We start from the raw sequence: 14048 nt of genomic DNA, 5'->3' as shown, positions 1-14048 counted from the left end.
GTGTAATATATGGAAGAACAGAACTCGTTGTCATTTCAAGGCACTTTCTATGAATAGCTGGCTGCTAAGTAAGCGGCAGCGTCACCTCAAAAGAAGAACCCTCATTCAACCTGCTGTCTACACGAATATTCCCGTGGTGGAGCTCAACGATTTTATGGACGATCGACAAGCCTAATCCGCTGCCATCAGCCGTTCTCGTCCGCTGCTTGTCACCCTTATAGAAACGTTCAAAGATGCGGAGCTGATCCTCCGAAGAAATGCCAATACCCGTGTCTGTAATCTTTACTTTGACCTCATCGCCTAGGCGCTCCAGTACAATCTTAATGCTCCCTTTGGCAGGTGTAAATTTAATCGCATTATGAAAGAGATTTACCCAAACCTGACTAAGCATCTCTTCGCTGGCCGCAATTTCTACTTCCTCCAGCTCCAGTTCAAGCTCAAGTGCTTTGTCCAGCCACTGAGGCTCACTAGCGAGCACAATGTTCTCAAGCTGCGCATCAAGCCTGTATCGCTTCGTGTCCAGCTGCTGCTGCTCGGATTCGAGCGTTGTGAGCTTAAGCAGGTTGTCGCTTATTTTGGACAACCGCGTCGTTTCCTGCTCAATAATCGACAAATAATGACGCTGCTCCTCAGGGCTAAGGTCCTCGCGCTGCAGCGTGCTCGCAAATCCGCGTATCGAGGTCAAAGGTGATTGAATTTCATGCGATACGTTAGAAATAAACTCCTGACGAAGCAGCTCTACCTGCTTCAGGTCATGCGCCATATCGTTGATGGACTGAATAACGTCCCCGAATTGACCATGAAATTTCTTGTCACGATCCAAGGCCACGTTGAAATCTCCCTTTGCCATTCGTTTTAGCGCATCGATCATTTCAACCCAAACTTCCCTCTGCTTCGGTCGTATCACCAAATTAACGATAGCGAACAGCACAATAATAAATAAAATGCCCAGTCCCCAGTTCACCAGCTGCACTATATATTCAGGAAAGCGGACCTCATGTCTCGTGTAAAACCACTTCGTCAACCAATACGCCAGCGAGAAGGCACTTCCGCTCAGTAGGAATACCATCGACGTAGCTCCTACAACACGCAGTGAAACTTCCCATTTTGACATTTTACGATTCATTGGAGTACCTCCAGCCGATAACCGAGTCCACGGATCGTACTGATCTTAATCGATACCTCCCAAGCGACAAAACGCTCACGCAGCCGATTAATGTGTACATCCAGCGTTCGTTCGTTGCCGTCAAAATCATAACCCCAAATCGCTTCGATCAGTTGGTTGCGTGTCAATGTACGGCCTAGATGGCTAACGAGCTTGAACAGCAGCTCAAATTCCTTCGGAGGAAGCGTCGTATAATCCGAATGAATCTTCACTTCATAAGTCTGCCGATCGAGCATGATCTCCGCTACGGAAACCTGCTGCGACACCGCGATTCGGTAACGCTTCAATAGCGCTTTAACTCTGACAGTCAGCTCCGCGGGATCAAACGGCTTTACTAAATAATCGTCCGTTCCGAGGTGGAACCCTCGCACCTTATCGCCCATTTCTCCCTTGGCCGTCAGCATGAGCAGCGGAATATCGTACTGCTCCCGCAGCTCACGGCACAGCTCCCAGCCGTCCATATTCGGCATCATAATATCCAATATGACCATATCTGCCGGAGAGGCTTCCATTTGAGCAAGCGCCGATTGCCCATCCGGAGCCTCCTGCACGCTTAAAGCCTCTTTCTCCAAAATAACTCGAACCAGCTCACGAATATGCGGATCATCGTCTACAATCAGCACATAGCCCATTTCTCCACCCTCTTCTCTGCTTACTTAAGAAGCCGTTTTATTCACTCGAAGCTGTCCATTAGCGAATTCTCGATACATGGTATGGCTAGCATACAATTGATCATGCGTTCCTACCCCGGTAATGACGCCTTTCTCTAGGAAAACGATCGAATCCGCATCAACAACCGTCGACAAGCGATGGGCGATAACGACAGTCGTCCGTCCGATCATTAGATTTTTCAGCGCGTCCTGCACCACTTCTTCTGACTTGCTGTCGAGATTAGACGTCGCTTCGTCGAGCATAAGGATTTGCGGATCACGCAGCAGCGCCCTTGCAATGGCAATCCGCTGCCGCTGCCCACCCGATAGCTTAATGCCGCGCTCGCCAACTTCGGTTTCATAGCTCTCAGGCAATGCTTCAATAAAGCCGTCTGCATAAGCCATTCGTGCAGCCTGCTCGATTTCCTGCTGCGTCACCTCATGCGTCAGACCGTAGCATAAGTTATCTTTGATCGTGCCTGCGATAATCGGGCTCTCCTGCGAAACGTAGCCAATCTGGCTGCGCCATGAACGCAGAGACGCGTCTCGGATGTCAGTTCCGCCAAGCCTAATCGCCCCGGATGTCGGGTCGTAGAACCTCTCCAGCAGCGAGAATAGCGTCGTTTTGCCGCTGCCGCTCGGGCCGACCAAAGCCGTTACTTTGCCCGCTTCAATCGTCAGGCTCACATCCCGCAGGATTGGCTCCTCGGGCTTATAGGCAAATGATACATTTTCCACCTGCAAGGTTTGGTCCATCTGAGTTACTTCCTTGCCATTATCTTGATCTTCTTCATCGGATTCTAATATACCAATAATGCTGTCCGTCGCGCCCATTGCCTTCTGAAATTGTGTGAAAAATTGTGAGATCTGCGTAATCGGCAGCATGATTTGGAACAGGTACATAATAAAGGCGACTAACTCACCCGCAGTCATCTTACCTGATGATACTTGAACACCGCCAAAGCCGATTAAGCATACCAGCAGCAATAAGATGATAAAAGTGACGATTGGCGAAATAAGCGCCTGCATGCGTGCTTCCTTTAAACCAAAACCAAACAAATTCTGAATGCCGACGCGTCCTTTCTCATATTCAGCAGGCTCGGAACCGGATGCTTTGACCAGCCGAATCTCGGATACCACACGATTTACGACGGAAGTAAATCTTGCGTTCTCCGCCTGCGTGGATTTGGATATGCTGTACATTTTCCGTCCAATTGGCACCATAATGAGTGCGGCCAAAGGGAAGACAGTTAACATGATAAGCGTCATCTGCCAGTTCATATAGAAAAGAATCGACAATGCACCGATAATGGACAAAATGCCTGTGAAAAAACCAGTTACATGCTCCGTAATAAGACCCTTCAGCAGCGCTGTATCATTAGTCAGCCGACTAATCGTATCGCCTGAGGATTTGTTGTCATAATACGGGACTGGCAAGCGCAGCAACTTGCTCCATAACCGCTCTCGGATAGACGAGACGATCTTATTGCCGCTGTAATGCAGCAGGTAAACAGACACGCCTCCAGACACAACCTGCGCGATAAAAGCAGCAGCCATCCAGACAATCTGCCCCGTGCTCAATGACCCCAGTGAGAAGCCATTAACCATATTTTTCGTGAATATAGGTATGGTCAAGCTAACTAGCGTCGTAATGACGCTCAAAATAACCGCAATAGACAGCATCATCTTCGGGGGATTCGTCTCCATAATCAGCCCTATGAATCGCTTAACGTTGCTATTTTTATTTTTCATCAGTATCACTCCTGTATCTCTCTATTCTCTCCACTACAGTTCCTACTTTACCTTGCCTGTTTAAACGCAATATAAACAACGAGGCTGTCGCTGGTTATTTAAGCAAGCCATTCTCACTTTTTGTAATCCACCACTTCCTCTATATGGTAAATTGAGGTAAAATAATGCAATAGTTTGACCAAGCGTTCGTTCGACGCCTCACAAGCCACTACGAATAGGAGTGCTACCTATGCATTTGCAAGAAGAGCAGGTTGTAATTGGAATAGACGGCGGCGGAACTCATACCCGCGTCATGGTGTGCAGTCATAGAGGACATGTGCTTTCATATTTGGAACGAGGCTCCGCCTCTATTTACAAAGACGAGATGGCAGCTGAAAATGTGCAAGGAGCTATTACCCAAGCACTCCAGCAAGCTGGCCGCACTCCCTATCATGCGCTCGCGCTGGTTGCTGGTATTGCAGGCCTCGATTCGCCATCTGACCTCGAATGGATTAAGACATTAACAAAGCTTCCGGGACTTACCTGCCCGATGTGGCATGTGAATGATGCGGTCTCGGCTCATAGAGGCGCATTAATGGGTGAACAAGGCATCGTCGTTATCGCTGGAACAGGCTCGATTATCGTAGGCATGACGGACGATGGACAAATGATTCGCAACTATGATTTTCACCATTATGCAGCTAGCGCAGCGAGATTTGTTGCCTATGATGCTGTATATGAGATGCTGGCAGGCAATTGTGATGATACGGACCGCGAGCTTCGCGAAGCCATGCTTGTTCATTGGAATGTTTCAACGGCCCAGCAGCTTGCTGATATAGCCAAAAAAGGCTTTGCGGATGATCGCCGTACGCGAGACAAGCAGTTTGGGAAGTTCGCTCCTGCGGTTACGGAAGCCGCCGAGCGTGGAAGCTCTCTCGCTATCCGCGTGTGCAACCGTGCCATCGATCAAATCAAGGTAGGCATCGAGATGATTGCTTCCTCCTTCTATAGTGAAGAAGTCGCTGTTACTTTCACAGGCAGCGTTGCAAACAGCCCTTATTTTATTCGCGAGCTGGGCGAGAAGCTTCGGCAAGGAAACAACAAGCGCTACACCGTTGTTCAGCCTAAATTTCCGCCTGTAGTCGGCTCTGTTTTACTCGCGTTGAAACAGCTGGATATTGCCATAGATGATGACGTTATCCATAACCTAAGTGAATATACATTTGAGACTGCCGAATAAGAGTTTATTCCCAAGTCAACAGTTTAAAACATGGCTATTGACCTTTCCGTTACGTATACCTTTAAGCTAGGGATGAATCATTTTGAACCCTACTGAGGAGGAATTGCGATGCCAGACCATGATGCTATTTATAAGGAAGAAGCGGCGCGTTATCATGAATTAATCGCTAGGCAGCCGAGCGTGCAGCATTGGATCGAAGAGATAAGACCAATTAGAGGATTGGATATTGTAGATCTTGGTGCCGGCTCCGGCAGACTCACTGCCGTACTAGCCGATCAGGCCAAAACGATTGTTGCGCTTGATGCGTATGAGCCTATGCTGCATGTAGCGGCAGAACGATTACGTTCTGCTGGCTATACGAATTGGAGAACGCAGGCTGCTGATCATCGCGAGCTGCCTCTTGCGAGCCAAAGCGCGGATCTAATCGTTTCCGGCTGGAGTATTTGTTACTTAGGCAGCGATAATCTACCAAACTGGGAGCAGAACCTACGGCAGGTAATGAGCGAAATGAAACGTGTGCTCCGCGATAACGGAACCATTATTATTTTTGAGACGATGGGCACTGGCTTCGAAACACCAAACCCGCCTGACTTTTTGAAGAAATACTACGCTGCACTTGAGCAGGATTATGGATTCTCGCACAAATGGGTACGAACGGATTATGCCTTTGACAGCGTGGAACAAGCGGAGCAATTAACACGTTTCTTCTTTAGTGATGAATTAGCAGATAGGGTAGCGCGGGACAAGCTCGTCCACCTGCCAGAATGCGCTGGTATTTGGTGGCTTCATTTGTAATCATGCATATTAACCTGACTTTTCAACACACCAAGTAGTCATGCAGCGTTTGTCTGCTACGATAACGGTTTTGAGCGGCTCGAATAAATGCCCGCTCAGCTTTGCCGTCATTCCAAGCAGTTTTTCCTCCGTAACCAGAAAACGTCTGCTTCCGTCAGGAAGCAGATATTGTCCTTCACCAAGCGGCTGCATACGGGACTCCATGCCAATGGAGGAGGCCAACCTAGCGAACAGCTTCCCGCCTGGCTTAAGCACGCGCCAGAGCTCATTAACCATTTGATCAAAATGCTCCTCATTGTCGGCAAAATGCAGAACCGCGCTGCTAATAATAAAATCAAAGCTCGCATCGGCGAAGCTCATCTGCTCTACCGCCTCCACGCGTGCCTGCTCTTTCGCCCATTTAGGAGCTATCAAGTCCGCTAACCGCTGCAACTCTTGAATAGCTGTCTCTGATCGATCGATTGCAAATACATCATAGCCGCTGCGAAGCAAATACGTCAGGTTTCTCCCTGAGCCGCAGCCTGCATCAAGAATACGCATATCCTTTGTAAGTGATCCCTTCAGCAGCTGATCAAATAAATAAATATCGATGCCGCCAAATTGCTCCTTCAATTCCATCTCCATCATTTGCTCCTCCTGCTATGATGTCTTCTTTACCTTGTATACATAAACCTTGGTCCGATACATATCGCGGCAAATAAGGATACGCTCAGGCTCCCAATCCGGCAGCGCAAAACATATGCTTATGACATGTGCACCCAGCTTTAATTGCTCGTGAAAAATGGGACCTAAACGCCGCATCGCACCCGGATAGAGGTAACACACAACCATATCCACATCCCGGTACGAATATGTGTACAAGTCGCCCTTTTTGAACGATACATTCGTCCGATTTTCGAGTTTCGCAGCCATAAAAGATATCCACATGGGGATAACTGAATTTTCGATCCCAATGATCCGCAGGTTTCTGCTGGTTCTCCCCGCTTGAAGCGCGAGCGTACCCCAGCCAGAGCCCGCTTCCACCATAACGCCGCGGCTTTGCAGCCGTCTGATCTCATCAACTACAACCCGCCGCACCGGCGCTGAGGAAGGCATAGGCGATATGCCGTTCCGCCAGCTTGCATATACGATGGACAGCAAGGCAATCAGCACGATAGCTGCCACGACCAGCAATACATTCTGATAGATGAAGCTTTCCACGATGATCTCCCTATCTTGTTTCATAGAGGATTAGTTAAGACTTATTCCCTCTGCGAACCTTCAGCTGCTTGCCCTTCACTGTCGTATTTCGCATAACCTCCAGCACTAGCGAGCCTTTGCCATTCAAAATTTCAACATCGGTAACATTATCCAAAATCGTAATAATACCGATATCTTCTGCAGACACGCCTTCTATTTTGGCAATGGTTCCGACAAAATCGACCGCTCTAAGCTTCTTTTTCTTGCCGCCGTTAAAGTTAAGCTTCATAATCTGTTTGTTCAGCTGCTCGCGCTTGTCTTTTTTGAGAACGGGACCGATATTGAGCTTCTGTTCAAAATCTTCTCTGCGAAGGTCAACCGCTTCTTCCGATGGCGCCTTCGCTTTGTTAATGCTAAATCCGATGTAGCCTTCTATTTCAGCTAGACGCCTTGCATCCTTAGATGCTGCGAAGGTGATCGCTTTACCCGTCTTGCCAGCCCGTCCCGTTCTGCCCGTACGATGAACATAACTTTCCTTCTCCAGCGGAATATCGAAGTTGATGACATGCGTAATATTCGTAATATCAATGCCTCTTGCTGCTACATCCGTTGCAACCAAATAACGGAATTGCCCTCTGCGGAACGCATTCATTACTTCAAAACGCTCATCCTGCTCCATGCCGCCATGGATGCGGTCGCACGGATATTCGAGCTCCGCCATTTGTCTGAACACTTGATCCACGTTCTCCTGTGTCCGGCAAAAAATAATACAGCTGTCCGGATTTTCGACGATCATCACGTCTTGGAGCAGCTTAAACTTGTCTGCTTCCTTCACTTCAATAACCGAGTGCTCAATCGTAGCAGTCGTAAGTCCCTCTGCCTTGATCTCTACTTGTACAGGAGTGTTCATATATCTATGCGCTAGCTTAGCTACATCCTCAGGGAACGTTGCAGAGAACAGCATTGTCACTCGATCCGTAGGCAGCTGCTGAATAATAGCTTGTACCTGCTCGATAAAGCCCATGTTCAGCATTTCGTCCGCTTCGTCAATGACTAAATATTTGATTCGTTCGATGGGAAGTGTTCCACGCTCAATATGATCATGTACGCGTCCAGGCGTCCCTACGACCATATGCGTTCTTTGCTTAAGCTCGGCTCTTTGGATATGGAAAGGCGCTTTACCGTAGACGGCCATCGATTTGATTCGCTTGAAACGGCCGATATTGGTAATGTCCTCGTTGACTTGCAGTGCCAGCTCCCTCGTTGGTGTCAGCACAAGCACCTGAGGTTTGTTTTCGTTCCAATCGACCAGCTCGCATAATGGAATGCCGTAGGCTGCTGTCTTACCGCTGCCCGTCTGTGATTTAACGACCAAATCCTTTTGCTCAAGCGCAACGGGAATAACCTCTCGCTGCACCTCTGTTGGCGTTTCGTAGGACAGGCTCTCCAACGCTCGAACGATTTCTTGGCTTAACGCATAATCCGCAAACTTTATTTCACTCATCTATAGACCTCTTCCGCACTTTAGTAGTTAAATCTTTCGTAACCTTAAGAATAGCATAATAACGGCCCATTTGATTCATAAACCTTTGTACAGCCCCGCTTTCAAAATTTATTTGTTAGATCAGCCGCTAAATCGGGTTATATCGTATAAGAGCTTGCTTCGCTCTAAACAAGGCAGTACTACAAAAAGTGAGTACTAGTTCACTTTAGATTGGGTCATTATAATAAAAGCAAGATCAACTAGAAAGGCTTGTGAGTGCTATGCTTCGATTAAATGTTGCACGTGTTGGATTTCTAATGGGCGTTTCACTTCTGCTTGCTTCCATCATCTATTTCTTCGCGGCGAACTGGGGCGGCCTAGTCCGCGCCGATAAAATTCTCGCGTCAGCCGGCATCATGGTGTTATTCTATGGCGCAGCTTTCGTTTTTTCCAAAATGAAAATAATGCTTGGGCATCACGATTTTTTGTCTGTTACTTTTCTAGTCGGCGGCTGTGTTGCGTTTGGCGTGGCGGTTGCCCTTCTAAATCAAATATATAATTCACATGCGGACACCTATGAGCTGTTTCTCGTTTGGTCCATTCCTGCTCTGCTGCTCGCGTTCATTACCCGCTTTAATCCTTTTTATATCCTTGCCTATATACTCGTTCATCTAACCCTGTGGCAATACTTTTTCCCAAGCGCGTATTCTATCGTCCATAGCGACCAAGAAATTTTGTTGATTGGCTGGTTATTTGCGCTTATCAATCTTATTCTATTCGCATTAATAGAAGCCAAACGTCTCACATCAGCGCCGCTTAAATATATTAGCTTTATTGCCTTTCATATTTCTTTGCTCGTCTTGACAAGTTCCGATCTATACGAACATTATGGCGCATGGATGAACGTCGCAAGCGCTGCGGCAATCGCGTTCGGATTCTATTATTTCACCCAAGTGCGTCTGGACAAAATTATGCTTACCCTTAACGCGCTAGCTGCTTCCGCTTTCGCTGTATTTAAATATTTCGAGCTGATGTCCGAGCATTATTCCACCTTGTTTTTTATATTCGGACTCCTCTTTGTCGCTTTATTACTCACAGCCAACGTCTTTTTCTTCCGTTACTTAAACAAGCTCGGCAAGCATCAGTCAAGCTCTAATGAACGAGATGACCAAGCATCCCATCCATCAGAAGAACATAAGAGCACTCTTGTTGGCAAAATCGCATTCACAATCGTTACCGTAATCGGTGTTTTGATTGGCAGTATCTCCTTAGTAGGCTTAGTACTATTAGCCGCTGGTGAAATCCCGCCCGAAAACATTTTATTTGTAGTGTCACTGCTGTTTATTATTCCAACACTGCTGCTGACTCGCTTAAATACGGCTGTACGCTACACCGTGCTTACGATTGGATATATAGCTGGACTTATCTCTACCGCTTGGATTGATACTTCAGCCTTATCTATTTTTTTCATAGCGGTACTGCTGGTCGGATGGTTCAAATGGCAAGGAAGGGTACCGCATTTCTTTATCTATACCTTACTGAATATCAATATCGCTATTCTTCTGTTTCAGTTATTTGGATCTGTTCATAATGCAGCTTCCTTCATCGTGTTCATCGTGACGTCGCTCAATGCAGTCATTTACGCTAGTCACCATCTGCTCAGAGAAGGCGCCTTCAAGATTCATGTAAGAGAATGCGGTTGGTTCTTTACTTTGCTGCTTCTATTTTGGCTAACCTTTATGGATAACATTTTCCCTTACTCATATGAGCTATTTAATATATTGAATTTCATTGTAGTTACGATCGCAGCCTTTCTATTTGTTAGGCGCAGCCAAGCTCTTGAAGCAGCCATAAGCTTCGTATTCTGGTTCATTTTCCTTGCGTTCAAATATTACGACTTGTTCTGGACGTTATTGCACAAGTCGATTACACTCGCCCTGCTTGGCGTGATTATCATAGCAGCTACTTATATTTACGCCTATAGAACACGCGCAGCAGTGTCTGAACAAGCGGACTCATTCAGCCGATTGCTGCGCAGAAGCCCCGCTCTCATTGCTATCGTTGTAGTGCTGCAGCTCGGTTATGTCGGTTACCATGCCGCAGTAAGCGAAATATTGCTCTCGAGCGGCACTCCGATTAAGCTTGCCATCGTGCCGCTTGATCCACGATCCATTTTGCAAGGCGATTATGTAGCGCTCCAATATAATATTTCGGTACCGCCAGATCACATCACTCAGGAACTGGAAAGACGTCCAAGCAACAGCCGAATTAAGGTTGTGCTTCAACAAGGTGCCGGCGGCGTATACAACTTGGATCGTTTATATAAAAAAGGTGAGCCTTTAGCTGACAAGGAAATCATTATTAACGGTTCCACTAGCGGCTGGAGAAACATCCAGTACGGCATAGAATCTTATTTTGTACCCGAAGGCACTGGGCTGGAAACGGAGCAAAATGCCCGCTTTGCGTATGTAATGGTTGGAACAAAAGGCGACGCTATACTAGAGAAATTAACGAAAGAATAGTGCTGTATAATTGACCGCCCATAAACAAAAAAAGAAGCAGGACCTATACAGCGCAACAGCTGTGAAGGTCCTGCTTCTTTCAAAATAGAAGGAAATATTTCATTTGCTTCTACTTAGCTTATATTTGCCCAACAACGCTGCTACCGTTTGCTGAGGACGTTGATGGCTTTTTTGCATATTCTTTCGACTATCCGTGCATCAATTTGTTCAATTCCGTAAATTCCTCTAAATAACCGTTTCTCTCCAGCTCCATCAATGCCTTCCGAATGCTGATCTCATCCTCGCCAGATTGATCTGATAATGCTAAGAGCTCAGGCAATGTAATGTTTTTATGCTCCTTGCAATACGTGAGCAGCCCTTTGGCTGCCCAAGATAAGCGATCATCCTGGAATTCACCGATCATTTTACGGAACAATTTATGTGGGATTAGCTGCTCGTCAACTAAGGCTTGCATCGCTTTTATTGCAAGTTTTGTCGTCATACGGCCTTTTTTGGCAACCTCGTCTAAGGTGAGCGATGCGGAATCCGCCGTGCTTGAGCTGAGTACGATATAAATCATTTGCGAATAAATATCCAAGCTTTGGTTATAAAAGATTTCGGTGGAAACAGTGAAGTTTCTAACGTTTCCCGGTGCAATTTCTGTTGTCATGTTCTTTCTCTCCCTTCCGAATGGTCTATACCATAATAAAGGTTCGGATACGGGGTTTCAAATGGGGCTTCATTAGAAAAAGTTAATCGCAGCCGCTTAACCGCGAAGAAACATAATTTTCATCCGGGTAAGGTCATCTTTCTTCTTCTCTTTCCGGATTGTAGCGGTATTTTTCCAAATCAATTCGCCCGTTCTCGCTTGCTGAAACGCCTTCCTCTTTTAAATAAAAGATCTGCATGTAACGAGCTTCCTCCTCTTGAATCGATATCTCCCCTTTTGCATTAACAACTCTGTGCCAGGGAAGATTATAAATGCCGCTCATCGAATGCAGAACTCGGATAACCTGCCTTGCCCCCCTGCGATTGCCAGCCAGTTCTGCGACTTGACCATACGTCATTACGGTGCCTTCCGGAATCGCCTTAATGATGGATACAACTCTTTGCGTATAGGGCTGCATATTAGAACTCCTTTATGTATGTTTTTAATCATTGTTTTTTATTATCATAACTGAATTGCGCTTCATTTACGCTTATTGAACGATAAAGCGTTTAAAATCACGGTACATCATTCGATTTAATATCCATAAATTGGATGATTAATCAACGAACAGCAGCTATATGCCTGAATGACAGCAATATTCCAAATCTTTTTACCGAAAGCAATAAATTTCTTTTTAACTTTTGGTGAAAACGATGTAGAATAGAAACAAAGGGTTTAATCCGATTACGTCATACGCGCATTCACATCCTTCTGCCTCACGCAGAAATAAGACTGTTACGTCCGCATAAACATTTTTCGAATAACTATGTGAAAAGTGTAACAATCTTTCAGGATGCATCTTTATCTTTAGCGGCTGACACAATTGAGACTACAACTTACTTTCAAATTTACGTAAAGGAGGACATTCTATTATGTCACAACCATCTGCTGGACAAGAGGTTGCAGCTAGCCTCGTCGAAGAAAAACAAACGTTGGATGTACTTGATCAATTGATGAAGCCGGAGGTTCAAGAGTCTCTAACTGTACTCGTGGACAGCCTGCCAAAATTAGCTGAAATGGTTACTCTAATGACCAAAGCTTATGATTTTGCACAAAACATCGCTACAGACAAAGTGTTGATCAACGATTTCGCTCAAGGTATCGGTGAATTCGTTAAACCGGTTCAAGAGAAAGCAAAAGGTATCGCAACAGCAGCTATTGAAGCTGGCGAGCGCTCGCAAGAAGCGGCTAACTCTTCTGTTGGCCTATTCGCTATGTTGAAAATGCTTAAAGATCCGGAAGTTCAAAAAACGCTTCGTTTCGCGCAAGCTTTCCTAAGTGTTTTGTCTGAACGCAAAAACGATAAAGTATAATACACCGAATACGTATAGAACGAACGGAGGATGAACATGTCGAAGCAAATACTAATTCTTGGTGGCGGTTATGGCGGTCTTCTTACTGCTCTAACAGCACGCAAACATTTGACTGCAGCAGAAGCTAGCATCACAATCGTAAACCGTTTTCCAACTCACCAAATCATTACTGAGCTGCACAGACTTGCTGGGGACACAATTGCTGAGCAAGCAGTTGCTCTACCGCTTAGCAAGCTTCTAGGCGACAAACAAGTTAACATCATCGTTGACTCGGTTAAAGAAATTAAACCTAACGAGAAGCAAGTGGTTCTTGAAAGCGGACAAGTGCAAAAGTACGACACTCTTGTTGTAGCACTTGGAAGTGAAACAAACTACTTCGGCATTCCAGGATTGGAAGAGAACAGCCTTGTTCTTAAATCCGTTGCTGATGCTAACAAAATCCGCAAGCATGTTGAAGATCGTCTTGACGCTTACAAAAAATCAGGCAATAAAGCTGACGCAACAATCGTTGTTGGCGGCGGCGGCTTGACTGGCGTTGAGCTTGTTGGCGAATTCGCTGACAGACTTCCTGAGGTTTGCCGCAGCAAAGGCATCGACTTCAATGATATTTCGCTGTATTGCGTAGAAGCCGGCCCTGCCGTTCTGCCAATCTTCCCGAAAGTATTGATCGATCGCGCTGTAACAAGCCTTGAGAAACGTGGCGTTAACTTCATCACTAGCGTAGCGATTACAGAAGCGACAAAAAGCTCCGTATCGCTTAAAGACGGTCGTACGATTGAATCCAGCACAATCATTTGGACTGGCGGCGTTAAAGGTAATCCAGTTGTCGGCAGCAGCGGTCTTGCAGAAGACCGTGGTCGTTCACTTGTTACACCAACGCTTCAATCGACTTCACACGCTGATGTATTCCTTGCTGGCGACTGCGCAGTTGTATTCCCAGAAGGCAGCGAACGTCCTTACCCTCCAACAGCTCAGCTTGCTTGGCAAATGGGCGAAACGGTAGGCTACAACCTAGCGGTTCAAATCAAAGGCGGCGTTATGGATAAGTTTGTACCTGTATTCTCCGGAACACTGGGCAGCCTTGGCCGTAAAGATGGCGTGGGCACAATCGGCGGCAACGCGACTCAGCTTAAGGGCTTGCCTGCTTCCCTAATGAAGGAAGCAAGTAACGTTCGTTACTTGTCGCATATTCACGGTTTGTTCGCACTAGCTTACTAATATACACAAACAAAAAGAAGGAGGGCAGCGGCCCTCCTTCTTTTTGTTTTACCCTTCAGCTAAC

The 14048-nt window shown here is 46.4% G+C and carries 13 protein-coding genes; 5 read left to right on the top strand and 8 right to left on the bottom strand.

The features are described from left to right. Positions 1 to 64 precede the first annotated feature (64 nt). From ACIFSR_RS08180 to ACIFSR_RS08170, 3 genes are read right to left on the bottom strand one after another with little or no spacing between them, the layout of a single operon-like run. Complete coding sequence (locus ACIFSR_RS08180; protein WP_430056549.1) at positions 65 to 1126, bottom strand: sensor histidine kinase; 1062 nt, start codon at positions 1124 to 1126, stop codon at positions 65 to 67. Further along, the gene (locus ACIFSR_RS08175) at positions 1123 to 1797 is read right to left on the bottom strand and encodes a response regulator transcription factor (RefSeq protein ID WP_339205592.1); all 675 of its coding nucleotides are present in this window, start codon (positions 1795 to 1797) and stop codon (positions 1123 to 1125) included. Before ACIFSR_RS08175 ends, ACIFSR_RS08180 begins: the two co-directional genes overlap by 4 nt. 24 nt (positions 1798 to 1821) lie before the next feature. Then, complete coding sequence (locus ACIFSR_RS08170) at positions 1822 to 3567, bottom strand: ABC transporter ATP-binding protein (protein WP_430056547.1); 1746 nt, start codon at positions 3565 to 3567, stop codon at positions 1822 to 1824. Between the two features lie 229 nt (positions 3568 to 3796). Between ACIFSR_RS08170 and ACIFSR_RS08165 the strand changes: the two genes are divergently transcribed. Both ACIFSR_RS08165 and ACIFSR_RS08160 read left to right on the top strand, forming a co-directional pair. Continuing rightward, positions 3797 to 4786, top strand: a complete 990-nt coding sequence (locus ACIFSR_RS08165; protein WP_339205596.1) for an N-acetylglucosamine kinase — start codon at positions 3797 to 3799, stop codon at positions 4784 to 4786. 108 nt (positions 4787 to 4894) lie between these two features. Further along, on the top strand, positions 4895 to 5581 hold the full coding sequence (locus ACIFSR_RS08160; RefSeq protein WP_339205597.1) for a class I SAM-dependent methyltransferase: 687 nt from the start codon (positions 4895 to 4897) through the stop codon (positions 5579 to 5581). A 9-nt stretch (positions 5582 to 5590) separates the two neighbouring features. Here ACIFSR_RS08160 and ACIFSR_RS08155 read toward each other — a convergent pair whose 3' ends face one another. The 3 genes from ACIFSR_RS08155 to ACIFSR_RS08145 are packed head-to-tail and all read right to left on the bottom strand — an operon-like array spanning position 5591 to position 8264. Beyond that, on the bottom strand, positions 5591 to 6208 hold the full coding sequence (locus ACIFSR_RS08155; RefSeq protein ID WP_339205598.1) for a class I SAM-dependent methyltransferase: 618 nt from the start codon (positions 6206 to 6208) through the stop codon (positions 5591 to 5593). Positions 6209 to 6220: 12 nt separating this feature from the next. After that, positions 6221 to 6781 carry a class I SAM-dependent methyltransferase gene (locus tag ACIFSR_RS08150; protein WP_430056543.1) on the bottom strand — a complete coding sequence of 187 codons (561 nt, stop codon included), beginning with the start codon at positions 6779 to 6781 and terminating at the stop codon, positions 6221 to 6223. A 34-nt stretch (positions 6782 to 6815) separates the two neighbouring features. Then, complete coding sequence (locus ACIFSR_RS08145) at positions 6816 to 8264, bottom strand: DEAD/DEAH box helicase (protein ID WP_076266428.1); 1449 nt, start codon at positions 8262 to 8264, stop codon at positions 6816 to 6818. 260 nt (positions 8265 to 8524) lie between these two features. On the opposite strand from ACIFSR_RS08145, the gene ACIFSR_RS08140 reads away from it, so the two are divergent. Further along, entirely contained in the window at positions 8525 to 10765 is a 2241-nt protein-coding gene (locus tag ACIFSR_RS08140; RefSeq protein ID WP_430056541.1) for a GDYXXLXY domain-containing protein, read from the top strand. A 187-nt stretch (positions 10766 to 10952) separates the two neighbouring features. Here ACIFSR_RS08140 and ACIFSR_RS08135 read toward each other — a convergent pair whose 3' ends face one another. After that, a complete protein-coding gene (locus tag ACIFSR_RS08135; protein ID WP_430056539.1) occupies positions 10953 to 11414 on the bottom strand; it encodes a hypothetical protein in 462 nt (153 codons plus the stop codon). 133 nt (positions 11415 to 11547) lie between these two features. Next, positions 11548 to 11871, bottom strand: coding sequence for an MGMT family protein (locus ACIFSR_RS08130; RefSeq protein ID WP_430056536.1), 324 nt, complete (start codon positions 11869 to 11871; stop codon positions 11548 to 11550). Positions 11872 to 12325: 454 nt separating this feature from the next. Between ACIFSR_RS08130 and ACIFSR_RS08125 the strand changes: the two genes are divergently transcribed. Both ACIFSR_RS08125 and ACIFSR_RS08120 read left to right on the top strand, forming a co-directional pair. After that, on the top strand, positions 12326 to 12766 hold the full coding sequence (locus tag ACIFSR_RS08125) for a DUF1641 domain-containing protein (RefSeq protein ID WP_054025638.1): 441 nt from the start codon (positions 12326 to 12328) through the stop codon (positions 12764 to 12766). A 36-nt stretch (positions 12767 to 12802) separates the two neighbouring features. After that, positions 12803 to 13984, top strand: coding sequence for an NAD(P)/FAD-dependent oxidoreductase (locus ACIFSR_RS08120; protein WP_339205607.1), 1182 nt, complete (start codon positions 12803 to 12805; stop codon positions 13982 to 13984). The last annotated feature ends 64 nt before the right edge of the window (positions 13985 to 14048 follow it).

This window comes from Paenibacillus sp. NRS-1760 (assembly GCF_050467785.1).
Classification (GTDB): domain Bacteria; phylum Bacillota; class Bacilli; order Paenibacillales; family Paenibacillaceae; genus Pristimantibacillus.
The sequence above is the reverse complement of the archived record's forward strand: the minus strand, read 5'-3'. Positions and strand labels throughout refer to the sequence as shown.

What these genes read in the sequence shown, in the direction of transcription:
- ACIFSR_RS08180 (WP_430056549.1), bottom strand. Translation starts at nt 1,126, where the DNA reads ATGAATCGTAAAATGTCAAAATGGGAAGTTTCACTGCGTGTTGTAGGA.
- ACIFSR_RS08175 (WP_339205592.1), bottom strand. Translation starts at nt 1,797, where the DNA reads ATGGGCTATGTGCTGATTGTAGACGATGATCCGCATATTCGTGAGCTG.
- ACIFSR_RS08170 (WP_430056547.1), bottom strand. Translation starts at nt 3,567, where the DNA reads ATGAAAAATAAAAATAGCAACGTTAAGCGATTCATAGGGCTGATTATG.
- ACIFSR_RS08165 (WP_339205596.1), top strand. Translation starts at nt 3,797, where the DNA reads ATGCATTTGCAAGAAGAGCAGGTTGTAATTGGAATAGACGGCGGCGGA.
- ACIFSR_RS08160 (WP_339205597.1), top strand. Translation starts at nt 4,895, where the DNA reads ATGCCAGACCATGATGCTATTTATAAGGAAGAAGCGGCGCGTTATCAT.
- ACIFSR_RS08155 (WP_339205598.1), bottom strand. Translation starts at nt 6,208, where the DNA reads ATGATGGAGATGGAATTGAAGGAGCAATTTGGCGGCATCGATATTTAT.
- ACIFSR_RS08145 (WP_076266428.1), bottom strand. Translation starts at nt 8,264, where the DNA reads ATGAGTGAAATAAAGTTTGCGGATTATGCGTTAAGCCAAGAAATCGTT.
- ACIFSR_RS08140 (WP_430056541.1), top strand. Translation starts at nt 8,525, where the DNA reads ATGCTTCGATTAAATGTTGCACGTGTTGGATTTCTAATGGGCGTTTCA.
- ACIFSR_RS08135 (WP_430056539.1), bottom strand. Translation starts at nt 11,414, where the DNA reads ATGACAACAGAAATTGCACCGGGAAACGTTAGAAACTTCACTGTTTCC.
- ACIFSR_RS08130 (WP_430056536.1), bottom strand. Translation starts at nt 11,871, where the DNA reads ATGCAGCCCTATACGCAAAGAGTTGTATCCATCATTAAGGCGATTCCG.
- ACIFSR_RS08125 (WP_054025638.1), top strand. Translation starts at nt 12,326, where the DNA reads ATGTCACAACCATCTGCTGGACAAGAGGTTGCAGCTAGCCTCGTCGAA.
- ACIFSR_RS08120 (WP_339205607.1), top strand. Translation starts at nt 12,803, where the DNA reads ATGTCGAAGCAAATACTAATTCTTGGTGGCGGTTATGGCGGTCTTCTT.